Origin of the sequence: Sphingopyxis sp. Root154, assembly GCF_001427105.1 — a bacterium.
Classification (GTDB): Bacteria; Pseudomonadota; Alphaproteobacteria; order Sphingomonadales; family Sphingomonadaceae; genus Sphingopyxis.
Window position 1 is genome coordinate 266099 of sequence record NZ_LMGI01000002.1, and the last position, 24308, is coordinate 290406.

The window sequence follows — 24308 nt, forward strand, 5'->3', positions numbered from 1 at the left end:
TGCGAGCTCGCTGTTAGTCGCAGCGGGGTGGGCCGATACGCCACCGCTGCCCACCCCCAGTCCCTCCCGCCTGCGGGAGGGGGAGATGCTGAATGAAACTCAAGGACGTCTATCCGCTCTATCTCAACAACAAGGCGGTGCAGCCGAACACCGACCTCGAGGTGATCGACAAGTTCACCGGCGAGGTCGCGTTCCGCACCGCACTCGCGACCCCCGACGTGATCGACGAGGCGATCGCGGGCGCCGTCTGCGCCGCCGAGCCGATGGCGCGGCTGGCGAGTTTCGAGAAGCGCGACGTGCTCACCCATTGCGTCACGCGGTTTCAGGAGCGCTTCGACGAACTCGCTTATGCGCTGTGCGTCGAGGCGGGCAAGCCGATCGCCGACAGCGAGGGTGAGGTCACGCGGCTGATCGACACCTTCCGCATCGCCGCCGAGGAAGCGACGCGCAATTATGGCGAGGTCCAGCCGCTCGACGTTTCAGCGCGCGCCAAAGGCTATATGGGGATGTGGAAGCGCGTGCCGATCGGGCCGTGCAGCTTCATCTCGCCGTTCAACTTCCCGCTCAATCTCGCCGCGCACAAGATCGCGCCGGCGATCGCGATCGGCTGCCCCTTCGTGATGAAGCCCGCGTCGCTGACGCCGCTCGGCGCGATCATCATGGGCGAGGTTCTCGCCGAATGCGACATCCTGCCCGAGGGCGCGTTCAGCATATTGCCCGCGACCCGCGCCGGCGCCGACCTGTTCACCACCGACGAACGGCTGAAATTGCTCAGCTTCACCGGTTCGCCCGGCGTCGGCTGGGACCTGAAGGCCAAGGCCGGCAAGAAAAAGGTCGTGCTCGAACTCGGCGGCAACGCCGCGGTCGTCGTCGACAAGGATGCCGACCTCGACCATGCCCTCGCGCGGATCATCTTCGGCGGCTATTACCAGTCGGGGCAAAGCTGCATCCATGTGCAGCGCGTGATCATCCATGAAGAGATTTACGACAGGTTCCGCGACATGCTGACCGCAAAGGTCAAGACGCTGAAATCGGGCGATCCGAAGCATCGCGACACCTTCATCGGCCCGATGATTTCGGTGAAGGAAGCGCAGCGGCTGAAGGGCTGGATCGACGATGCGGTCGCCGCGGGCGCGACCCTGCTCGCGGGTGGCGGCTGCGAGGGCAATATGCTCGAGGCTGCGCTGCTGGAGAATGTCCCCGGCGACACCGATGTGGTGCGCGAGGAAGCCTTTGGCCCGGTCGTCATCCTGTCGAAATTCACCGACTGGGAGGCGGCGCTCGCCGAGGTCAACGACAGCAAGTTCGGACTGCAGGCGGGGCTGTTCACGCGCGACATCCACAAGGTGCTGGACGCATGGGATCATCTCGACGTTGGCGGGATCGTCGTCAACGATGTGTCCTCCTATCGCGTCGACAATATGCCCTATGGCGGGGTGAAGGACAGCGGGCTCGGCCGCGAGGGCGTGCGCTTCGCCATGGAAGATATGAGCGAAATCAGGAACCTGGTCATTCGGCGAACCTGATTGGATCATGGTTAACCGCATATGTGTCAAATAGGCAACGTCATGGAAGTGACGCCGAACAGTCCCTGAATTGTCGCGACTTTGAATCGCAGGGTGTAACAAATCTCCTGTCTAGGCCGTGGGCAGCCCGAGGCTGCTTACGGAGTGTGACATGGCCACGATTTCGACCCTGCCCATCCCCGCGCGTTTTCCCGACCCGTTCACCAGCGACCCGCATATTCCCGAACGCGTGATCGGCGAGCGGCGGAGCTATCGCACGGTGTGGGTGAGCGACATCCACCTCGGCACGCGCGGGTGCAACGCAGCGATGCTGATCGACTTCTTCGACCATGTCGATTGCGAGACGCTGTACCTCGTCGGCGACATCATCGACGGCTGGCGGCTCAAGAAGCGCCATTTCTGGCCGCCCGAGCATAATGACGTCGTGTGGCGCGTGCTCAAGCGCGCCAAGCGCGGCACCCGCGTTGTCTATGTCCCCGGCAACCATGACGAGATGTGCAAGCCGTTCGACGGCTTCGATTTCGGCGGGGTCGAGATTCGCCGCGAGGCGATCCACGAGACCGCCGACGGCCGCAAATTGCTCGTCGTCCACGGCGACGAATTCGACGCGGTGATGCTCGCACACCGCTGGCTCGCCTTCGTCGGCGACGCCGCCTACACCGCGCTGATGAAGTGCAATGTGGTCGTCAACCGCATCCGCAGCGCCTTCGGCCTGCCCTATTGGTCGCTGTCGATGGTCGCCAAGCACAAGGTCAAGAACGCGGTCCAGTTCATCGGGCGGTACGAGGAAGTCGTCGCCCACGCGGCCCGCTCGCGCGGCGTCGATGGTGTCGTGTGCGGCCACATCCACAGCGCCGAGATGCGCGAGATCGAGGGTACCGAATATTACAACGACGGTGACTGGGTCGAAGGCTGCACCGCGCTCGTCGAGCATCATGACGGCACGATGGAAATCCTCCACTGGGCCGAGGAAGTCGCAAGCCGCACCGCGCCGACACCGCTGAAACTGCCCGCCCCGGCGCGTGCCGCATAAGGATATCGCCGCATGAGGATATTGATCGTCACCGACGCGTGGGAGCCGCAGGTCAACGGCGTTGTCCGCACATTGCAGGCGACGGTCGGCGAACTGCGCGCCGCAGGGCACGAGGTCGGTATCATCTCGCCCGACCTGTTCCGGTCGCTCCCCTGCCCCTCCTATCCCGAAATTCGCCTCGCCTTTGCTGGATGGCGCAAGGTCGGGCGGCACATCCGCGCCTTTGGTCCGCAGGCGATCCACATCTCGACCGAGGGCCCGCTCGGCATGGCGGCGCGGCGCTGGTGCCTGACGAATAAATTTCCCTTCACCACCGCCTATCACACGCGCTTTCCCGAATATGTCGCGGCGCGGCTCCCCGTGTCGCCTGCCTTTGTGTGGCGCTTCATCCGCTGGTTCCACCGCCCGGCGCGGCACATCATGGTCGCGACGCGCAGCCTGGCGCGCGAGCTGGCCGATCAGGGCCTCCCGCAGACGATGATGTGGGAACGCGGCGTCGATCACGAGCTGTTCCGCCCCGATCGCGCGCCGCACCCGGCCTATGCCGGGCTGGCGCGGCCAATCCAGCTGTATGTCGGGCGCGTTGCGGTCGAGAAGAATATCGGCGCCTTCCTCGCGACCGGCCGGCCGGGCACGAAAGTCATCGTGGGCGAAGGCCCCGCGCTCGCCGAGTTGAAGGCGCAGCATCCGGACGCCTTGTTCCTCGGCAAGCTGGGCGGCGAAGCGCTGGCCTCAGCCTATTCGGGCGCCGACGTCTTCGTCTTTCCCAGCCGCACCGACACCTTTGGACTCGTCATCATCGAGGCTATGAGCTGCGGAACCCCGGTGGCCGCCTATCCGGTGGCGGGCCCGGGCGACATCGTGCGCGATGGCGCGGGCGCACTCGACGAGGAGCTGGGCCGCGCGATCGACACGGCGCTCGCGTGCAACCGTGCCGACGCCGAAGCGCTCGGCGCGCGGTACAGCTGGGCGAGTTGCACCGCGCAATTCGCGAAGGCGCTGACCTTTGTTCCTTCGGAACCGCCGCGCGACGCGATCGCCGGCGCGCGCGTCGCGGCCTAGAAGGTCTTGCGCCACTCCAGCTCGATATAGCGGCCCAGGGGGTCGATATAGCCCGGCTGATAGTTGAGCGGCACGCGACCGTTTGCATCGGTGATTTTGCGCTGGGCGTCGAAGACATTGTCGACCGACAGGCGCAGGCGCGATCCCTTGAGGAACGGCAGCTTCTCGGTCAGCTTCGCCTTCTGGTTCAGGTCGACGAAGAAGCGCAGGTTGAAGGTGGCAAGGTCGCCGAACTTCAGGTCGCCCGCGGTGCCGCCGGTGACCGTGCTGCCGCTGTCATATTTGGCGCTGAGCCGGACGCCCATGCCCTTGTTGAACAGACCGCCGTCGAGTTCGAACAGGTGGCGGTTGCTGCCGCCGCCGCTGCCCGTCGCCGAGCCATTGAGCAGGTCGAGTTCGGGCACGCCCGGACGGATCAGGACTTTGTCGGTCAGCTTGATCGTGTGATAGAGCGACACTTGCCAACGCCCGCCCTGCGGTCCGCCAAACATCCCGCCGGGACCACCGCGGCCGCCGCGGCCGCCCATGCGCGGACCACCGCCGCCACGCCGACGCCCCTCACCGGCGCCCGATCCGCCGCCTTCGCGAGCGCCCGCACCTTCGGGACGTCCGCCGCCGGGGCCACCCGCGCCGGGGCCGCGCTGCTCCTGCTGGCCGAAACTCTTGCCGAAATTGAGGCCCCAGCGGATCTGCGAATTTTCGGACCGGTCGAAGTTGACCGGCCGCTGGTCGAGCGCGAGCAGCACGCCGTTCGCGTCGCGCGTGACACGGTCGGGGAAGGCGGCCTCGATCTCGGGGGTCAGCAAGGGCAGGCTGTTCGCGGTGTCATAGCTTTTATTGCTGTTGTAATTGACCGAGACATTCAGCCCTTCGAGCATCGGCGGCGACCAGTTGAGCCCGAGCTTCAAATCGCGGCGCTGTTCGGCGAGCAGGAACGGGTTGCCGCCCGTCGTCGTCGTGATCTGCACCGTTTGGCCGGTCGCAAAGTCGTAATAGGTCACCGCGGGGGTCACCAGCGGCGCGGCGCCGAGCTGCTGGATGCCTGGCGCCGCCTCGTCCTGGTTAAAACTGGCGATCAGAGACAAATTGTCGGTCACGCCCCAGTTGAGGTTCGCGCCCCAGCTTTTGAGCGCGTCGAAGTCGCTGGGATTCTGCACCTGCCCGCTCAGTGTCAGCGAGACGCGGCCGATGTTGCCGACCTCATATTCCGGATCGAGCAGCGGCACGGTAAGCGAGCCGAACACGCCTGGCAGGTCGCGCGCGAGGTCGGTCGTGGTAATGCCGTTGGCATTGTCCGACCGGCTGTCAAAGCGCAGCCCCGAATAGCTGCCGGTCATCGAAAGGCGGATCGGACCGGCCCAGCCGTCGGTCACCGTGCCCGACAGGTTGGCGTTGCCGCCGAACGTCTGCTGGCTGCTCTCGAACCGGTCGCGGGTTCCGCTGATGCGGTCGGTGAAGGTTAGCTGGTCGGCGTCGGCATAATTACTCGACAGCGACCAGCGCCAGTCGCCGAGCATGCCGTTGACGCTGGCGGTGGTGGTGAGGTTGCGGCTGCGGCTGTCGCGTTCGAGCGGATCGTCGACGCCGCCGACCCCGGGGCCAAGCAGCGACAGGCTGTCAGTCTGGTCGAAGCGGACGTTGATCGACGCGTCGGTCAGCTTGTTCAGGCTGCGCTGGATCGTCGCGTCGATCGAATATTCGTCCGATGCGCCAAGCAGGCTGCGCGCCCGGGCCTCGGCCGCTTGTGCCGGATCGTCATAATCGAAGTTCCGCTCGCTTTCGAGCAGCATCGATTTATGGTCCCAGCCGGCGTTGACGTTGAGGCGCCCATTTTCGCCGATCATCAGGAAGCTTGGCTGAAGTTCGCTCTGGAAACGGCCGCCCTGCGTCGGGATGCCGCCCTCGCCCTCGATCGCGACCTGGCGGAAATTGGGCTTGAGCACCATGTTGACGACGCGCTCGTCGGCCGAATAGCCATATTGCAGCGCGACTTCCTCGGGGAACACCTCGACCTTGGCGATCGCTTCGGGCGGCAGATTGCGCACCTCGCCGAAGCCGCCGATGCGGCGGCCGTTGACGAGGATGATCGGCCGCCCGCCCCCGCGCCCGCGGCCCGAGCGCGTCTGCGGCGCGAGCGCGTCGAGCAATTCGGAGACGTTCGACACGCCGTAGCTCGCGATCGCCGCCTCATCGAGTTCGGCCTCGGCCTTGATGTCAGTGTCGAGCTGGCCGGCGAGGCGCGGCGCGGTGACGACGATCTCGTCCTCGCTGTAATCGTCATAGGCATCCTCGACCGTTTCGGGCGCGGCCGGGGCAGACTCGGCCGGCTGTTCGGCGACCGCGGCGGCGGCCGGCGGACCGATCGGCGCCTCCGCCATCGCGGGCAGCGCGAACGAGGCGCCTGCGGCGAGCAGGGCGGCACGTGCGGAAATGGTCAGGCGGATGTTATTCATGGGGGAGAACCTTTGTTTCTTTTCTGTCTTCGTTTTTTCTTCGCATGAGAGCGCTTAACGCCCGCTGACGCCGCGCTTTGCTCGCGGTTCATTTATGTCGCGCAATTGTCGCAACAATGTGTCGAGGCTATGCCGGTTCGACCGATGATCCATATCGACCGCTGGACAGCATGGACCTTCGCCCTTATCGGCCACCCATGCCGACTCCAGACTCTTCCGCTCCGCCCGAATCCATCCTGATCGTCGATTTCGGCAGCCAGGTGACCCAGCTCATCGCCCGCCGCGTCCGCGAAGCCGGCGTGTATAGCGAGATCGTCCCGTTCAGCGCTGCCGAGGCCGCGCTCGAACGAATGAAGCCGAAGGGCGTGATCTTGTCAGGCTCGCCCGCATCGGTCCCCGCGGCGGGGAGCCCCCGCGCACCGCAATCGATCTTCGACAGCGGCCTGCCGATCCTCGGCATCTGTTATGGGCAGCAGGTGATGAGCCAGCAACTTGGCGGACAGGTCGAACCCGGCGGCACCGATGGCGAACGCGACGGCGAATTCGGCCGCGCCTTCCTGACCGTTACCGAGCCCTGCGTGCTGTTCGACGGCCTGTGGGAGGTCGGCGAGCGCCATCAGGTGTGGATGAGCCACGGCGACCGCGTGACCAAATTCGCCCCGGGCTTCCGCATCGTCGCAATCAGCGACGGCGCGCCCTTCGCGCTCATCGCCGATGACGAGCGCCGCTATTACGGCACGCAGTTCCACCCCGAGGTCGTTCACACGCCCGATGGCGCCAAGCTGATCGCTAATTTCGTCCGCCACGTCTGCGGCTGCAGCGGCGAATGGACGATGGCCGAATTCCGCGCGACGAAAATTGCCGAAATCCGCGCGCAGGTCGGCGACCAGCGCGTGCTGTGCGGCCTGTCTGGCGGCGTCGACAGCGCGGTCGCCGCGGTGCTGATCCACGAGGCGATCGGCGAGCAGCTCACCTGCGTCTTTGTCGACCACGGTCTGCTGCGCATGAACGAGCGCGAGCAGGTCGAGCGGCTGTTCCGCGACCATTACAATATCCCGCTCGTCGTCGTCGACGCCGAGGAACGCTTCATGAGCGGCCTTGCCGGCGTCACCGACCCCGAAAAGAAACGAAAGTTCATCGGCGGCGAATTCATCAACGTGTTCGAGGAAGAAGCGAAGAAGATCGGCGGCGCCGATTTCCTCGCACAGGGGACACTTTATCCCGACGTGATTGAAAGCGTTAGCTTCACTGGCGGTCCGAGTGTCACGATCAAGAGCCACCACAATGTCGGCGGCCTTCCCGAGCGCATGAACATGAAGCTCGTCGAACCGCTGCGCGAGCTGTTCAAGGACGAAGTGCGCCTCCTCGGCAAGGAACTCGGCCTTCCCGACATTTTCGTCGGCCGCCATCCCTTCCCCGGCCCCGGCCTCGCGATCCGCATTCCGGGCGAAGTGTCAAAGGAACGCTGCGACATCCTCCGCAAGGCCGATGCCGTCTATCTGGAAGAGATCCGCAATGCGGGGCTCTATGATGCGATCTGGCAGGCGTTCGCGGTGCTGCTGCCCGTCAAGACTGTCGGCGTGATGGGCGACGGGCGTACTTACGACCATGTCTGCGCGCTCCGCGCCGTGACCTCGACCGACGGTATGACGGCGGACATCTATCCGTTCGACGCGAGTTTCCTCAGCCGCTGCGCGACGCGCATCATCAACGAGGTGCAGGGCATCAACCGCGTGGTGTACGACTATACGTCGAAACCGCCGGGCACGATCGAGTGGGAATGAAAGAATCGTGAATTTTCTGCAAATTATCGTTTATTTACAGATATTTACGAACCACACCGGAAATCATAAATTCCACATCATCAACGAGACCTAACTCGTTGAAATCTACGTCTATCAAGTCAAATGCCGAATTCATAGCGATACAATTTGACGGTGTTTTTGACGGTGTTTTGGGCCCGATTTTCCGTCAAAGTATCGGATCGGGCAGCACGGACTCCCCTGACGGTGTTTTTGTTGAAACTAAGCACCTGATAAAATTGTCTATTTCGGCAATCACGACTGTCGCCCGAATGGACTTCTCGCTAATTGACCGTCATTGGCCGATTACGGACCGGCAGGTTTTCGGCAGCATAAGGATATAGCTGCCGTTCCCTCGCCACGCTTGTAAGGCGAACAGCCCTCACATGAGGGGCGTTCCGAAGGGAATCACGCGGTCGAAACTTGTCGCTTGTCACTGGCAACTCGGCTGTACAATCGATTACTTGTTGGGACATTTGATACCGTCAGACCATCTATAGGTATAAAGCATTGTCGACCGACAGCTTATTCGTTCACCGTGCAGGACGATGCAGAGCTTCGATCATCCCGACCTCAATCGTCAAAAAAACTGGCGAGGCCGTTTTCCGCTTCCGCCGCAAGCAAAATCGGCGGGCTCAAGCTACCAATCGGTCGGGCTCGAAACCAAGCACGTTTGTCGAATATTCGGTCGAGCCTTCGGGCGACTTGCTGATCTCGACAGTAATGAGCTTGTCGCCAGGAAAGGCCGGACTTAATTCGAGCGTCAGATAATCGAACAGTTGCCGTTCGTGGATCGCGATAATGATCTGGCGATCTTCGCGCTTCGCCAGCGTTCGCAACAATGCGGCGAACTGTGCGACATGTAGTTCGTCCATCGACTGAACAGGGTCATCCAACACCAGCCATGGCAGGTCGGGATTGACCGACAGGTGGAGGGCCAGGAACAGGGTCAGTGCGGCGGTGTTGAGGTTGCCCGCGCTCAGCATAGCGCCAGGACGGCCATATGTGCCGCCTTCCCGATGCACGGTTTCCAACAGGGCAGAAATTGGATCGCCATCCTTCGATGGCAAGACGAATGCAGGTACAAAGGGCTCGTTGGGCGCGAGCCGGACGAAGAGATCGCGCCAGATCATATTGAGCCGGTCGTTGAACACCCGGCCGACGATCGCGGTCCGCGCCTCGTTAGCGGCAACGCGCAGGCGGTTGGCCATCTCGCGTTCGGTGCGCACGACACGCTGGGCTGCCGTCAGCCGCTCGAGCCGCTGCCTGCGGTCGACATTCTCCGCGTCGCGCCGTGTCTTTTCAAGCTGCCGGGACTGAATATCGAGAATGATTTGCGCTGCGGACTGGCGATCTTCGGCCTGCTTCCTAGCAGTGTCGCGAGCAGCCTCTACTGCGGTCAGCAAGCGCACGAGCACGTCCTGTGTGGGTTCGGCGTCGGTGACATCGATCGCGCCGATTGTGACCGCTAGATTCGTAAGCGCCGCGCGGATTTCGCCGCCGGTCGAATCGCGGAACCGGGCCTGACCGGTCCGGCTAGCGGCTGCGGCATGGATATCACGAAGCTCCTTCCCTTGCCCCGCTGCCCCAGCCAGTTCGGCAAGTTCGGGTCTGGCCGTACGCAAGGTCGCAAGCCGCTGCTGATGGCCGGTGAGATCGGTCTGGGGCAGGGCGCGAGCTTGGTCGGCGCTACGTGCGCGCTCGGCTTGCGCGATCTGATCCTGCACCTGCTTGCGTTCGGTGATGAGTTCGTTAAGCCGCTCGGACCTGCCGACGAGCCGCGCAATCTCCTCCGTGACATGCGTCTTCAGATTGGCTCCGGGGACTTCGCTGAAGTCGCGGTGGCAGACTGGGCAAGTGTCGTCATGGATATGGGGTAGTAGCGCGGCGAGCGCCTGACCCAAACCCGCGGTGTCTCCGGCGACGTGCTCGACCTGCGTATCCAATACCGTTAGCCGGGCGCGATGCTGCCGCAGTTGCTGATCGGTGGCAGTAAGCGCCTGGGTCGAAGTCGCGGATGTGGCCACCAGTCCTTCTAGCCTAGCGATCTCGCGAATGACGAGCGCGAGTGCCGCGTTACGCGCTTCTTCCGGATCATTCTGGTCGGGGTCGGGAACATCGGGAAAGATCGGCCGCAGCGTGGTAATGGCGTCTGCGAGCCGCTTGCCCGGACCTTGGCGATGTCGCGTCAGCGCGTCGGCTGCTTCCGCTTCAGCACGCTCAAGTGCGGCAATGCTCAAAGCATCGTCATCGGTCGCGAGCTGCGACCATTGATGCTGCAGGCTGACGACGCTGTTCACCCGCGCCACCTCCCGCGCCAACGCTTCACTACTGTCGACGACCGCGAGCAGATTAGCGGCGGCGACCAGATCGTCCGGAAGCTCGAGCGATACACGAAGCGGCGCGAGCTGATCCTGCAGTTCCGCGATTTCTGCAGCCTCGCGCTTGTCGAGCGCGGTAACCTCGTGCAGCTCACCTTCGAGACGGCCCTGAAGATTGTCTGCCCGGTCGAAATCGCTGCTGAGTTTTGCCATCCGGCGCTTATCGCCGGCGGCATGCAGACCGTCGATCAAGGACTCGAGCTGGTCGAGGCCCAGCAGGCTCTTTACGAAGTTCGTGAGTGGCGTGTTGGTAGGATCGCGCGAAGCAGGCGACTGATAGATGTCGAGCAGGCGCCCGAGAGTCGATTGCGACAGGTAGCAGCGATCTGAATAGAAGGTTTCATGATCCCGCCCGAGCAGCGGCCGACCGTCGATGACGCCCTTGCGTACCGAGATGCTCGTCTCAGGCCGCAAGCCTCCGGACACTTTGAGGCTTATCTCTGCCACCTCGGCGTGGCGGTTGACGAGGTGCGCCTGCACATTATCGTCGCTTCGGCGCAGCGCGGCAACATCGCCAGTTAGAGCGATCTCTAGCGCGGTAGCGATGCTCGTTTTGCCGGCGCCGTTCGGACCGTGAATAAGTACGATCGGAGCGTCGAGCGGGACAGAGATAGTCCCGCGAATGCTGCGGAAATTGGTTACGACCAGTTCGGTGAGCATCCCACTCATGACAGACCGTCCGACAGGGCACGATCGATTCGGCGGCGCAATTCGTGGCGGACCCCGGCCTCGCCCTGCTCGGCGGCGGCGAGGTACGTCGCGGCGACCCGAGTGGTGTTGGCGGGCAGGCGCTTGCGCACCTCGCTGCCCCAGTCGCCCTGGAGCTCAATGGTTGTGGGCAATTCGAGCGGCAACAGCACGGCAAGACTGTCGCGAAGTTGGGCGTCATCGGAGGTGGCGCTGACTGTAAGTAAACGGCAAACCTGCGACAGGCTTTCGGCGACATCGGCATCGATCCGCTGACCGACCAGTACGAGTGTCAGGGTACGGCGGGAGCCCAAAACATCGAGCGACCGTCCGAACGCAAGCAGTTCGCGGCGCAGACGCTCGATGGAGCCGACCGTGGTGTCTTGCAGGATGACAAGGTTGAGGGTCTTGTCGGCGGTGAGGACGGCGTCGAATTTGAAGGTGGCCGAGCCGATGCCGAACGGCTGCTGGGCGTCCCGGAAGCCCTTGGTCTTGAGTAAATCGATTACGCGGTCGAGCGGAGTCACAGACTTGCGCTCCGCTTGAAGGACTCAAGCAGATCGGCCGCGTCTGTGGCATCCTCGATCACTGAGGACATGCAGATCTCTCGCAGGTTGACCTTGCCGTCACGGCCATATTTGCCCCCAGGGAAGCGCGCGTTGCGTTGCCTCGCAGAAGCGCTGAGCAGTACCACCGTATCGTCGGAGTCGGGATCAACATGCCCGTTCTGTACCATGCTGGAAGCGACATAGTCATTGGCGGCGAGGAACACGCGAGTTGTCTTGCCTTCTTGGTCCAGCCTCATGGGCGTGTTACCGGCGGTGTCGTTACTGATCCCCCAATCCCCGGCTTCCGCTCCGTGGCCTAGCAGCGCCAGTGCGACTGATGCCTGACGAAGTCCGGTTGCTGCACTCACCCCACCGATTTGCTGAAGCGAGTCGCGGCTGATCGGCAAATAGCGCCCATGATCACTGTTCCCATGCTGAAAGAGATCCTGGCCGTGGTTGAGCGCGCTGATCACTCGGCGGACGAAAGCGAGCGGATCTGCGGCGGTCGCTGCTGCTCCATCGCGCAACTGCCGCAGTCCGGACGCGATCGCGACCTTCTGATCGGCGAGCCATCCCGCCGGTAAACCGAGTTCCGTGAGTGCGGCCACCTTTAGTTCGAGCACATTCAACAGCAGCGCGATCAGCAGCGGTTTGGCGAACGCACGCACACGTGCGTCCGCTTCGATCGCGACGCGGTTCGCATGATAGTTCGGTTCGCCATAGGCACTGGTAAGCACGCCCTTCTGGCCCTGCTTCAGGTCCTCTTCAGCGAAGATGAAGGCCTTCATTGCCGCGTTCCAGTCCCAATTGCTGTGCTGAGCGCCCTCGACGAAAATCTCCTGAACATCATTATCCTGTGCAGAGAAGCCGATCATCAAGGTGCGGCGTTGCTGGACGAGCGTAACCAGATGCCCGCGCATGACGTTGTAGGCGGCGTTGAGTCGGTAGCCCTGAATTTGCGGGGTTCGGGCGATCAGCAACGGGCGATAGATGTCAGGCTCCGCCACCGCCTTAACGGCGCAGCCGTGATATTTGAGCAGCTTCGCGCGGCCGCCGGCACCCTGGAAATCACCGGCACGGATGCAGACATCAATTTGTGACCCAACGGTGCCGGCGAGTTCGCGCTCTGCGGCTTCTATCAGATAGTCCCAGTTGGCCGAAGAGATGTCGCGAAACGCGCCCTCGAGCGTCAACATTACGATGCAAAGATGCTCTGCGTCGGGATCGTCGCCTGTGAAGCTGCCCGGCACGTCCACGGCCTGCCAGAGCAAAAAATCCGCATCGGCTTCACCGTCGAGCTGGGTCTCGAGTACTTCGGAATAGAAGCCAGCCAGACGGCAGGTGACGGTCAGTCGGTCGTTTGCCGGCCAATCCTCGACCGGCTGATCGAGATGCAAAAGCTGGCGCTCGGGAGGCGACAACTGCGTGATAACTTGGTCGAGCGCAATCTTGTAGCGACAGCCATTGTCCGCTGGGTCCATGCGCGATCGCAGATATTCGATGACTCGGCCGATTACAGCAGGGACACCGACAACACGTTCAAGCGAAATACCGGAACCTAGCCACAGCGCGTAAAGACCGCGTGCTACACCTTCTGCGAGCCCTGGAGAACTTGTCTCGAGGAGCATCAGCGTCTCAGAAACCGTGATTTCCCCCGCAGTCGGCAAATATCCCCCCAATGACCATGCCCCCGCATGGTGTTAGCCGTTAATCGACATTCAATGTAATTGGCGCGTGCCGAAATTGCGACCCTAAAGGGAATTTGGCGGTTGATCCAGTTGCTTTGGAGCGACATTGGCGGTGCGGCGCCCGCATCTCATCTAAACCTTTAGGCCGAGGCGGCGAACCAGCCGATCGCGAGCAGGCCGTTTGCAAACCGGCATTTTGGTCCGAACTGAATGTATTTCTGCGATTGCATATTCAAGCGCGCGATGTTTGCGACTAATCCGTCTCGAAGAGATTCTTGGAGGCGGCGCCCGCCCCTCCACGATGGGGGGATTCTATGGGTTTTTATTCACGACTCCGCGACACGCGCGGTGACGATGAAGCGCTTCAGCATTGCGTTGAGACGGTTGTCGACCAGCTCCAGACTGCGGATGATCCCGCTCGGCCCGGCATGTTGCTGGGCAAGATCCAGTCGGGAAAGACGCGAGCATTCCTAGGCATCATCGCGCGTGCCTTTGACCGAGACTTTGACATAGCCATCGTGCTCACGAAGGGGACTAAGACGCTCGCAAGCCAGACGGTCAAACGCATTGGCAGCGATTTCAAGGAGTTTATCGACGAGGACGAGATTGTCCTTTTTGACATCATGAGCGCGCCGGAGCGACTGACCAAATCGGAGTTGCGGCGCAAAATAATTATTGTCGCGAAAAAGCAGGTCCATAACCTCGATCGCGTCCAGGATTTTTTTGACGAGCAGTATCCGGAGCTCAAGGGTCGAAACGTTATCCTCGTCGACGACGAAGCCGACATGGCAAGCGTTCGCTTCACTAAGAAAAAGGGCGAGGGTGAATATGACCAAGGCCGGATCGCGTCGCAAATGGACACGCTTCGCGACACGCTCCCAAGTATTTCCTTTCTGCAGGTGACCGCGACACCATACGCTCTGTATCTTCAGCCCGAAAACTACGAGCAGGCGTCGCAGGCGAAAGAGCTTTTCTTTCCGAAGCGGCCGGCCTTCACCGAGTTGCTGCCGATCCATGACCGATATGTCGGCGGCGAGTCCTATTTTGGAGGATGCGGCGCGGATGACCCTTGCTACTATTTGCACGTTCCGGTCGATGATCGCGAGCATGACGCGCTGCGTTCGATTGACGGCCGAACCATTCGCGACGATCGCCTTTGGACCAGTGAGAACGTCAAGATCCTGCGTCGAAGCCTACTCAGCTTCCTGTTAGCGGTCGCGGTGCGCCGCCGGCAACAGCAAATGCTCGAGCAGCGCCCACTTAAATACGCGATGATCATTCATAACGACACCCAGCGCGCCGCGCATGACTGGCAGTGGGAAATCGTTCAGCGGCTTATCGCCGCGTTTGAGGTGGCGGTCGAAGACAATGACGCGCGGCTTCGCGCGGTGTTTGACGAAGCTTATGCCGATATTTCGCGCTCCGTGCTCGCCAACGAAGGCCCTATGCCAAGCGCCGATGAGGCCTTCGCCGACGTTTGCCAACTAATCGCCGATGGCGAACTTCATGCGCAGCGGGTGAATTCCGACACTCAACTCGAGCCTCTGCTTGATCAGGAAACGGCCGAGTTGAAGCTGCGCGCAAAGGCCAATATTTTCATCGGCGGCAGCATATTGGATCGCGGCATTACGGTGCCGCACCTCATTGCCTTCTACTACGGTCGCAATCCCAAACGCATGCAGGCTGACACGGTGCTCCAGCATTCGCGCATGTATGGAGCAAGACCGCGAGATGATCTCGCGGTCACGCGCTTCTACACCTCGGCGGGCGTTCACAAACGCCTGTCCAAGATCCACGCGCTTGAAGTCGCGCTCCGCGAGGCCTTCGAAAGTGGGGCGCATGACAGTGGCGTCGTGTTTATCCAGAGCGACGCAGCGGCGGGCTTCGTCCCGTGCGCGCCAAGCAAAATAACGATGAGCGACGTCGTCGCGGTCCGCCCGAATGGCGTATTGCTGCCAACGGGCTTCGACACGATCGCAGCTACCTATTTGACGCGCGAAATGAAGCAGGTCGACGCGCTCGTTCCCGCGGTCGCCACGGACAGCAAGACCTTTGTCGACATCGGCCTCGACACCGCTCTCGCGTTGATCGATGCCATCGCGCCGACACTGGTTCTTCCGGAAGATGACACGTTTGACTGGAAGGCGATGAAGAGCCTGCTGCGCTACTACGCGGAGAAGAGTAACGGCTCGGTACTCGTCCTCGCGGAAACTGGGCGCAGGCTCGACCGCGCGAGATCAGGGGATCGATCGGGCCTCTCGATTCTCGGTACCCCGGAGTTGCGCGCACTGGTAACAATGCCAGACCGCAACGCGCCAGCGATCGTTCTCCTCAGGCAAGAGGGCGGCCCCGCCCTTGGCTGGAAAGCAGGTCCGTTCTGGTGGCCGATGCTCGCGAGTCCCGCGCAGGCGGCGTCGTGCGTGTTCGCGGCGAAGGTCGCCGCCTAGCTCTCGGCGCTTTCACCGTCGTCGAAGGGGTGCGCGTCGATGAAATCGGCGATCCGCCCGCGCACCTCCTCGAGCGATTCCTCGCGCGGCGCGCACCGATCGGCCCAAGGACGACCGGGATGGAGATGATCCCACAGCGGGCGTAGTCCGCTGTAGCGGCCCTTGCCCGGGTCGTGATTTCCGAAGCCATCGAGAGCGATGTTCCATACCGGCCGAAATTGCGCGATGAGCAGGCTTTCACCGAGCGGAATCCAGATATCGTCGACGGCTAGATGACGTACTTGAAAATCGGCGACGGCAAGCGACCCCGAACCCAGTTCGACTTCTCGAATGCTGTCGCGATGATCGGCCAGCCGCTTGTAAAGGGCCGCCCCTCGCGCACTCGCGGTGAGGCTCGCGCCCTTGCGCCCGCCCGATGGGATGGCCTTACCAATGTATATCGGCCAGCGCGCGGCGTCCGCATTCGCCGCCGCGATGGGAGCATATGCCGGATGCGGGCCAGCATAATAGAGGACGTATATCCCGGCACCCTCGAACGGCTCTATCGAGCCTAGCGGTCGCGCCGGGCAGTCAAGCAGGGCTTCCGCAACCGACTTACCGAGATTGATTTTGTCGAGCGGATTATAGACGTCGGTCATTTAGGCGTTGCCCGTGCGCGCTTCCATGGCCTTTAAATGCCCGGCGACCGAGTCCGCCACCGTGTGCGCAAGATCAACCGGCACCGCGTTCCCGAGCTGTCGCATCGTCTCGCTCCATGAGCCATGGAAGAGCATTTCGTCCGGAAACGTCTGGAGCCGCGCGCTCTCGCGGATCGTGAAATAGCGCACGGATCCATCGGGACGTCGTAGCATATTCTCTCCACCGGGTACGCCATGGACACCTGCCTTCAGTGTCTTCGCCGGTTCATCGAGGGGACTACCCGTGTGTCCAGGATAGCTGCGCGCGCCAGGCTGATACCGATGATCGGTGAACTTCGACCGCGCGCCGGGCGCGAGCTCAGGGTCAGGCAATCCCACCAGCGCGTCGCGCGTCGTCTTCCAGGCCTCGCCCTCAGGCCGCACGTCGCGAGCAAACGGCGATGGCCGAGGTTCAGTCGCGCGGTCCCGCTTAGCGACCTTGTGTCGATCCCAATAGTCGCCATGAGTCTGATCCCATATCATCGCCTCGCGCGAATGTGTCTCGCGCGGCCACGACCATTGGATGCCGGTATCGGCACGAAAACCGACAAAGAAGACACGCTCCCGCTTTTGCGGCACGCCAAAGTTCGCGGCATTGAGCACCTTGGGCGGCATCACTTGGTACGACAGCGCCGAGCTGCCCTTTGAGCTATGATGCTGTTCGAGGCGCGCGCGGTGATCGAGCCAGCTCTCTTCGTCGCGAATAGCGATTTCCGGATAGGAGAGCTGCAAATAGATGTAAGTGAAATAGGTCTCGAACGTCGCGCGCGTGAGACCCTTCACGTTCTCGAAGATGAAGGCTGTCGGCTGAGTTTCACGCACGACGCGTACCGCCTCGGACCACATGTCGCGATGATCTTGTTGCGCGCGGTGCCGTCCGCCGAGCGAAAACGGCTGGCAGGGTGGGCCGCCGGTGACGAGTTGCACCTTGCCCTCGAACTGATCGAAGGAAAACTGGCGAATGTCGCCTTCGCGCGGCTCTGGCCAATATTCCATTCCGGCGGCCTTGCGTGCCCTGTTCTGGCGAATTGTGTCACAGCACCATCGGTCCCATTCGACGACGTCGAGCGTCTTGAATCCCGCGCGCGCCACCCCAAGCCCAAGGCCGCCGGCACCGGCAAAAAGTTCAATCGCGTTCATGGTGACTCCCCAACGAATTCGGATAGCTTGTTGCCCAATTGTTCACGGTCGCGCAACTCGCATTCCCACAATACGAACACATCCCACCCCATTTTTTCCAGCGCCAAGACATTCGTCTCGTCCCGCCTCCGGTTCGCGTCAAGCTTGGGCTCCCAGAAATCGAGACGGCTCTTGGGGAGACGCGCGAGGCGGCACCCATGAGCCGGATGACGATGCCAAAAACAGCCATGGACGAAGATGGCCTTCTTGCGTCCGCGAAACACGATGTCCGGCTTTCCGGGAAGGTCTTTCGCGTGAAGGCGGTAGCGATAGCCCATCGCGTGCAATAATCGCCGAACGATCATCTCGGGTTTGGTATCCCGCCCCTTGACCAAGGCCATGCGCGCGCCGCGCTCGGCGCGAGTGAGTGTATCAACCATATTTGGTCAACGCTCGCACACGAATGCCGTTCAACGCCAGATCAGCCGGATAGTGGATTTCCTGGACCCCGGCGCCGAATTTTCTCGATCATGGCCTCGGTTCTTGGATCATCGCGAGGGTCGCCCAGACTCGCGATAATATTCGTGACCGCCTCGGCCGCGAGCGCCCGGCTCTCGGGTGTGCCGGCCGGTCGGCCCTTCCGGCCGGGGTGAAGCGAATCCCATTGCGATGCCTGGCCAGCCATGCGGGGACCGCCCGTCTGATTGCTTCCGAGCCCCATTCCATTCCAGAGAGGACGAAAAGTCGCGATCATCACACTTTCGGCGAGGCTGATATAGGCGTCGTTCAGCACCAGGAAGCGGCAGCGAAAATCAGCCAGATTCAGATTCTCAGTTTGCGCGATCGAGCGGGCGTGCTTTTTGATGCGTTCGTGCAGCGAATCCTCGGTCACCGGTCGTGTGGTGAAACCCTTCCGCGCATTTTCACGCAATGCCCGACCAACATAAATAGGAATCCACCATCCGCCTTCAGCCTTGTCGAGCGCGACAAGCGGAGCGTAGGCCTCAAGGTCACCGCCGTAGTAGAGCGCATATACGCCGGCTCCGCCAAATCTCGTTTGCGGAGGGACCGAGTGAAGTGGCTGCTCCATTAGTTCGATCGCGAGAGTCACGCCGACATTCTCCACCGCAAGTGGATCGAACGGGTCAACGGGACTCGAGTTTCTCGGCATCGACGGGCGCGATATCGCGCCGACACCACGTTGGGCAAGTCTGGTCGCTGAATCTCCATGGAGCCACGCATGCCAGAATGGGCGCGATCCGAGCGGATGCCTAGATGACGGACGCTTTTCCTCGGGCCGCCAAAGCGATATCAGGCGGATATGTATTTCACGATTGGGCCAGACGGCGAGCAGCCCCATGACGCACGGATTGAGCTCCATGGCCGATCAGTAATTCTTCACAGTCGAGGCGGTGCCACGGGAGGAAGGCCCGCGCGTAACACCAGCTATGCCTTGGCGCTTATCGAAATTTGTCGTCGCTCTGGACGAATTGGAAAGGTGCTTGATCGCGTGCTGATTGACAGCGCTCCCTCGCGGCGCCTGCCCGAAAGCGAGCGCTTGCTCGTCGATCGCGTCGAGATCGCGTCCCTGCGACCGGACGAACTCGCACGCGAGATTCGGGTCCGGATGCGCCGCTTTGGGCAAGCGAAAGGCACGAAAGGGGGCAATTCGACGAAGCAAATTAGGTTCGACTTCAGGCTTTCTGGCGCGGAAATCATCGAGATGCTGGGACTGCGGGGCGAGGGAGCGACCGGAAAGGCTCAGCCTCCCTCGATCGTTCCGCTCACCGCGGCGACACAACGCCGTGTGACCCCGCTACAGATCCGGGAAGCGGCTGACCGGGTGATCGCTGGCTCGGAAGCGCCCAATTTTCCAGAGACAGGCGATTATGAGCTAATCGCCACCGGCGGCACGCGACTTGCTCCAGAGAAAGTCTTTGGCTTGGCGCTCGAGATCGCGCTGGGCATCGAGGTCTTTCCAGGACATTTCAACGTCGCTCCAGGCCAGGCAAGCTTCGAACTCCTCGAGGTCGCTGGATTTCGTGTCGTCCCCAAGAGCGACGACCGTAATTCGCCGCCCGCTAGTCGCGAAAAGGATGATGCTCCTCCCGATCCCGAAGAGCGAGAGTGGGCAGAGGGCGATGCCAAACTCAGTCGGCATCTGCGAACAGAGCGTCGCCGCGATCCGGCGGCTGCGGCGGCGAAGCGCGACGCAGTGCGCCGCGAGCATGATGGAAAGCTGATTTGCGAGAACCCGGCGTGCCTCGTTGACTGGTACGACATTTTCCCGGTCCCGGTCGCCGAAAGTGTCTTCGAGATTCATCACGCCATTCCCGTCGCGACAATGCCGGCGGGGCATCACACGACCGTTGCAGACCTTATATGCCTGTGCGCGAGCTGCCACCGGGCCGAGCATCGGCGAATGTCTTTTGAAACCTCCGCTACCCGGCAATCCGATGGCTCCCAATAGCGGCGCGCGCGGCTGGCCCCTCACGCCCTGTCACCCGGCCGCAGGCGAAAATGAGGCGAAGATTTCTCTCGCCCGCCAGACGGCATATCCGATGATGTTCACATTTGGATCTAATCCGACTGACGCCGCTATTCGAATCGCCGAAAAGGTAGCCGGACGAGTGAGATCGAGCTCAAAATGGAAGCCCTCCCCGCTGCACCGATCGTCCGCTTTCAGGAGAACGTCGCGCCTCCGGCAATGGCCGACATCAGGCGCAAAGCAGCCGATTAACTAGACGCTGAGAGGCTGGACCTTGATCGTGCATGCCACGGCTTTCTTCTTCCGCTCCGCCTGCTTTTCGCAATCCGCGACCTTCTTTTCGTTCCCCTTGTAAAGCCTGGAAGCGCGTGTGACCGCCTCCCACCTGCGGGGATCACCTATCTGCATTAGCCGAACACCGGCGCCCCACATGTCACGCTCCAACCGGGTGGCTGCACGTTTCTCCGGCCAATGCCAATGGTCGGGCACGGCCCGATCGACCGCGGACGGGACAGTGCAGCCCGCCATGAACGCCAGGATTGCGGCAACGCCGGCGCTGATCGCGACCCAAAAATTCTGCTGCTCCTGCGTCCGTGCCGAAGCGACGACGAGCCAGATCGATTTCACTGCTTCATCGAGACGCGAACGCGCGTCGCGTAAGGCTTGTTGTTCGGTCTCTCTCGCGCGCGCACCCGCCAACCTCATCTGCTCGCCCATGACCTCTGGCGTGAGCGCCAGCGCAGGACGTTCGGCCAACCGCTTGAATGCCTCGCGCGCCTTTTCCCAGTTCTGGTCGATCTTCGCGAGATCGTCAGTGTAATCCCGCCCCACCACATCGTTCAGACGCAAGCCGAACTGATCGATGGCAGCGGCGAGCGTCGACATGATGCCCGACATTCTGTCGAAGGCCTGGTCGAGGGCGATATCTTCGGCGACGTCGTCGGAGCCAAGATTTTCAGGGTCTTTGTTCTGCATGGCGACACCCTAAAGCCCCATTCCAAGGGAACGCGAGGGGCGGAGATATTCCTGGAGCGCCTGAGACACCGAATGTTTCTCAAGCGGTTTCAGGCCCAGTTCGTGAGTTCGGTTGCGCAGCAGCGACTCGAGCTGCGGGTCGCGGTGCAGGCTCTTTGCCATGTCATTGAGGTGGGCTCCGACACGCTTTGCGCCGACATCATCATAGTTCGCTTTGTGGTCCCGGAGCTGCTTGGAACTCGCCTGCCACTCGGCAACGAAGCGATCAGCCCGGGCCGGTGCGTCGATGCGCAGTTTGGTTTCGGTGCGCATCGCTTCCATAGCGCGCTGCGTGCGGCCGCTCGCTGCCTCAGCGGTGAGCGACGGGTCATTGCGCAGCGCCGTCGCAAAATCCTTTGCGCCATCGCTGCGGAGAGCATCGATGTCGCGCGCCGCAGCATGGAGGCTTTTCTGCTGGTGGATGACGGGCGACAGCCCCTTGCCGCGCATAGCATCGATCTCGCGCTGCGCGCGGGCATAGCACTCGACCGCCTTGTCGAGTGCGCTACGATCAGCCGCCGCGCCCAGCCCCCGCGTGCTGACACGGATGTTGCGGGTGCGTTCGGGCCGTTGCTGTGCGGGAGCCGCTTTACCGAGCGCTGCCGCAGAGACGGTAGGTTTGAGCTTCAGACCCGCGAACATACTGCGTTTCGGTTCGGCCTTGGGCGCGGCCTCTTTGGTGCGATAGTCGCTGGCCATATCCTTGCCGCGCTCGCGGCTGAGCGTGCGGACGAGTTTGGACTGATCGCGAAAGTCGTCGCGGCCATAATGGAGACTGACACTATCTCGATGCCGCGACATCGCGACATAGGCACCGTGCCTGTCCATCCCCGGCGTTGCTAGCACCCGCACCCGGTCAACCGTCATGCCCTGCGCCTTGTGGATCGTCGCGGCATAGCCATGATCGATATGGGCGTAATCTTTAAGGTCGAAGGCAATCCTGCGCCCGTCATCAAGCATGACGGCCATGCGCATCCGGTCGACATTTTGCACCGTGCCGAGCGAGCCGTTCTTCACGCCCAGATCGCGCTCGTTGCGGAGGAACATAACCCGGTCGCCTTCGGCGAAGCTGCGGTCACCGCGCTCGACCTTGATCGCGATATCCTCACCGAGCGCACCGCCAGCGCGCAGCCTGTCCCGGACATCGTCATTGAGCTGGCGCACTTCGTCGTTGGTGTGAGTGAGAATGATCCGGCTCGCCTCGGGATGACGCTGCCGATCGCGATCCCACGCATCGACCAGTTCGGTGTGCGCACCGTCGCGGGTGTCGGCGGCGTGGACATGCCCGGCGTCGGCATAGCGACCGATCGCCTCACCGGTCCGCCCGGTGGCAAACTCGCGCGTCGCATCCCGCTGCCATTCCGCATGCTGGCGGCGGATCGAACTGATCTCGACGGCGCCGTGGCGCTCGGCCGCGGCGCGGAATGCTGCGCCCGCCTCGATCGCCTGCAGCTGTTCAGGATCGCCGACGAGGACGACCTTGGCGCCCTGCTTCTCGGCTTCGGTCACGACGCGCTCCAGTTGGCGCGTCCCGATCATCCCGGCCTCGTCGATGATAAGGATATGCTTGTGGGTCAGCCGCTCGCGGTCGTTGGCCCATTGATGTTCGAGGCTCGCGAGCGTGCGCGAACCGATGCCCGAGCCATGCTCTAACCCTTCGGCGGCGATACCCGACAGTGCGGCGCCCTGCACCTGGTAGCCCGCCGCTTCCCACGCCTCCCGTGCGACGCCGAGCATCGCGCTCTTGCCGGTGCCGGCATAGCCAATGACATTGCTGACACCGCGCGCCGACGTGACATGCTCAAGCGCGCCGCGCTGCTCGGCCGATAGGTCGAGACCGCGGCCGCTGGCACGCGCCAAGGCAAGCTCGCGATGACGATCGGCAACGCCATGATTGCGGCGCGCGTCGAGCGCGGCAGTCGCGCGTTCGAGCCGCTGCTCGGTCTCGATCATCGCGCGCGACGTGAACCGATCCTCACCGCGCCCATCCTTACCAAGCGCGATGAGGTCGGGCGACGCCTTCACAGCGCCCATCACCGCATCGAACTGGATGGCGCCGGCACTGTGCCGATGCACGAACATCGCGAGGTCACGGTTGGTGAACGTCGCTTGATGGTGGCTGATGGTGTCGAGCGCGATCGCCGGGTTGGCGAGTATCTTCTCACCGTTCCGCCGCGCAATTTCGAGATGCTCCTCGGCGCGGTCGACTTCGAGCCCCTGCAGGGCCATGCGCGACGCGGCGGGACCGATCTTGTGCTGCGGCTCAAGCTCGATCCCCTGCGCTTCGAGACTGCGATGATCGATGCGCGCATCGATATCGAGCTCGGCGAGGCGTTCGTTGACATGATCGGCCCAGGCTTCGCGCCAATGGTTCAGCAGTTCGGTGCGGTTCCAGTCACGCACCTTCGCGCCAAACTCGCCGGATCCATCCTCGCCGATCTTGATCTCGCGCATCGTCAGCATGACATGCGCATGTGGTCGCGCCAGCCCATCGGCTCCGATGTCCCAATGAACATTGAGATCGGCGATCATGCCGCGCTCGACGAATTCGTCTCGGACGAAGTCGCGGGCCAGCGCGAGGCCCTGTTCCTCGGTCATCTCGCGCGGGATCGCGAACTCCATTTCGCGGGCAAGCTGCGCATCCTTGCGGATCTCGGCCGCTTCGACATCATTCCAGAGCGTTTCGCGGTCACGCCATTCCTCCGGCGCATTCTCGGGCAGCAGCACTTCGCTGTGGACGACACCCGCCTTGTTCGAGAAATCGTGGCTGCGTCCAAGCCGCTCATCGTGGAGCCGATCGGCCGAACGATAGGCAGCCGCCGCCACCGCGCTGCTGCCGACAGCGCGGGAAATCACTTTGGCCGAGAAATGATAGATTGCCATGACGGCAATCCATTTACAGCAAAACGAGCACGTCGGCACGACGTATAAGCGCGCCCTCACACGATTTCATCGCGCTCGGGATCACAAAGTCGCAAGAGATTTCAGCTGCTTGAACGGCGATGAGACTCGGCATAGCTGGTTCGTCCGACCCCATCAAACGGAAGGACAGACTATGCGCAAACCCCGTGATTTTGATGCCGAACTCCAGGCGCTCACCGACAAGGCAAAGGCGCTCAAGACGAAAAAGCAAAGTCAGCTCGGCGAGCTGGTCACCGCGACGGGCGCCGATGCACTATCTATCGAGCAACTTGCTGGCGCCCTGCTCGATGCCGTGCGATCGGACGCATCGCGGAAGGAGGCGTGGCGCAAGAGCGGCGCGGCGTTCTTTCGCGGCGACGGCGCCCGCGCTCGCAAAGGCGCTGGCCGGAACGCGGGCGGCGCATCGGCGAGCGGTGCAGGCTCGCAATCGTCTTCAGGCGAAACGGGCGCGGCATGACACG

The 24308-nt window shown here is 62.5% G+C and carries 17 protein-coding genes; 7 read left to right on the forward strand and 10 right to left on the reverse strand.

All coding sequences use genetic code 11. From position 1 onward, the window contains the following. The first annotated feature begins 92 nt into the window (after window positions 1-92). From ASD73_RS06965 to ASD73_RS06975, 3 genes are all read left to right on the forward strand, one after another. Window positions 93-1526 carry an aldehyde dehydrogenase family protein gene (locus ASD73_RS06965; RefSeq protein ID WP_056370959.1) on the forward strand — a complete coding sequence of 478 codons (1434 nt, stop codon included), beginning with the start codon at window positions 93-95 and terminating at the stop codon, window positions 1524-1526. Between the two features lie 151 nt (window positions 1527-1677). After that, window positions 1678-2559: a UDP-2,3-diacylglucosamine diphosphatase gene (locus ASD73_RS06970; protein WP_056370961.1), complete on the forward strand. Its 882-nt coding sequence runs from the start codon at window positions 1678-1680 to the stop codon at window positions 2557-2559. A 12-nt stretch (window positions 2560-2571) separates the two neighbouring features. Further along, entirely contained in the window at window positions 2572-3621 is a 1050-nt protein-coding gene (locus tag ASD73_RS06975; RefSeq protein ID WP_056370963.1) for a glycosyltransferase family 4 protein, read from the forward strand. Here ASD73_RS06975 and ASD73_RS06980 read toward each other — a convergent pair. Beyond that, a complete protein-coding gene (locus ASD73_RS06980) occupies window positions 3618-6074 on the reverse strand; it encodes a TonB-dependent receptor plug domain-containing protein (RefSeq protein WP_056370964.1) in 2457 nt (818 codons plus the stop codon). The genes ASD73_RS06975 and ASD73_RS06980 overlap by 4 nt on opposite strands. A 197-nt stretch (window positions 6075-6271) precedes the next feature. On the opposite strand from ASD73_RS06980, the gene guaA reads away from it, so the two are divergent. Next, window positions 6272-7858, forward strand: coding sequence for a glutamine-hydrolyzing GMP synthase (guaA, locus tag ASD73_RS06985; protein WP_056370965.1), 1587 nt, complete (start codon window positions 6272-6274; stop codon window positions 7856-7858). A gap of 653 nt (window positions 7859-8511) precedes the next feature. Here the strand turns inward: guaA and ASD73_RS06990 are convergent. Genes ASD73_RS06990 through ASD73_RS07000 form a run of 3 tightly spaced genes read right to left on the reverse strand, consistent with a single transcriptional unit; the run spans window position 8512 to window position 12973 of the window. Beyond that, a complete protein-coding gene (locus ASD73_RS06990) occupies window positions 8512-10917 on the reverse strand; it encodes an AAA family ATPase (protein WP_056370966.1) in 2406 nt (801 codons plus the stop codon). A 5-nt stretch (window positions 10918-10922) separates the two neighbouring features. Beyond that, window positions 10923-11471, reverse strand: a complete 549-nt coding sequence (locus ASD73_RS06995) for a hypothetical protein (protein WP_056370967.1) — start codon at window positions 11469-11471, stop codon at window positions 10923-10925. After that, a complete protein-coding gene (locus ASD73_RS07000; RefSeq protein ID WP_056370969.1) occupies window positions 11468-12973 on the reverse strand; it encodes an SIR2 family protein in 1506 nt (501 codons plus the stop codon). The genes ASD73_RS06995 and ASD73_RS07000 overlap by 4 nt, the downstream gene beginning before the upstream one ends. A 521-nt stretch (window positions 12974-13494) precedes the next feature. Between ASD73_RS07000 and ASD73_RS07005 the strand changes: the two genes are divergently transcribed. Further along, the gene (locus ASD73_RS07005) at window positions 13495-15627 is read left to right on the forward strand and encodes a Z1 domain-containing protein (protein WP_056370972.1); all 2133 of its coding nucleotides are present in this window, start codon (window positions 13495-13497) and stop codon (window positions 15625-15627) included. Here ASD73_RS07005 and ASD73_RS07010 read toward each other — a convergent pair. From ASD73_RS07010 to ASD73_RS22220, 4 genes are read right to left on the reverse strand one after another with little or no spacing between them, the layout of a single operon-like run. Beyond that, window positions 15624-16265 (reverse strand): Eco29kI family restriction endonuclease, encoded by a 642-nt coding sequence (locus tag ASD73_RS07010; RefSeq protein ID WP_056370974.1) that lies wholly within the window; start codon window positions 16263-16265, stop codon window positions 15624-15626. The two genes, ASD73_RS07005 and ASD73_RS07010, sit on opposite strands and share 4 nt — an antisense overlap. Then, window positions 16266-17444, reverse strand: coding sequence for a DNA cytosine methyltransferase (locus tag ASD73_RS07015; protein ID WP_056370975.1), 1179 nt, complete (start codon window positions 17442-17444; stop codon window positions 16266-16268). It abuts the gene before it with no gap. Beyond that, window positions 17441-17863, reverse strand: a complete 423-nt coding sequence (locus ASD73_RS07020; protein ID WP_056370977.1) for a very short patch repair endonuclease — start codon at window positions 17861-17863, stop codon at window positions 17441-17443. Before ASD73_RS07020 ends, ASD73_RS07015 begins: the two co-directional genes overlap by 4 nt. A gap of 41 nt (window positions 17864-17904) precedes the next feature. Next, entirely contained in the window at window positions 17905-18804 is a 900-nt protein-coding gene (locus ASD73_RS22220) for an Eco29kI family restriction endonuclease (protein WP_082521421.1), read from the reverse strand. A gap of 117 nt (window positions 18805-18921) precedes the next feature. Here ASD73_RS22220 and ASD73_RS22225 point away from each other — a divergent pair, with 117 nt between their 5' ends. Continuing rightward, the gene (locus tag ASD73_RS22225; RefSeq protein WP_162256169.1) at window positions 18922-19893 is read left to right on the forward strand and encodes an HNH endonuclease; all 972 of its coding nucleotides are present in this window, start codon (window positions 18922-18924) and stop codon (window positions 19891-19893) included. 270 nt (window positions 19894-20163) lie between these two features. Here ASD73_RS22225 and ASD73_RS07040 read toward each other — a convergent pair whose 3' ends face one another. Continuing rightward, the gene (locus ASD73_RS07040) at window positions 20164-20886 is read right to left on the reverse strand and encodes a DUF6118 family protein (RefSeq protein ID WP_056370985.1); all 723 of its coding nucleotides are present in this window, start codon (window positions 20884-20886) and stop codon (window positions 20164-20166) included. 9 nt (window positions 20887-20895) lie between these two features. Continuing rightward, entirely contained in the window at window positions 20896-23808 is a 2913-nt protein-coding gene (gene traA / locus ASD73_RS07045) for a Ti-type conjugative transfer relaxase TraA (protein ID WP_056370986.1), read from the reverse strand. Here traA and ASD73_RS07050 point away from each other — a divergent pair. After that, window positions 23807-24304, forward strand: a complete 498-nt coding sequence (locus ASD73_RS07050; protein ID WP_327196913.1) for a conjugal transfer protein TraD — start codon at window positions 23807-23809, stop codon at window positions 24302-24304. The genes traA and ASD73_RS07050 overlap by 2 nt on opposite strands. Window positions 24305-24308: the final 4 nt, after the last annotated feature.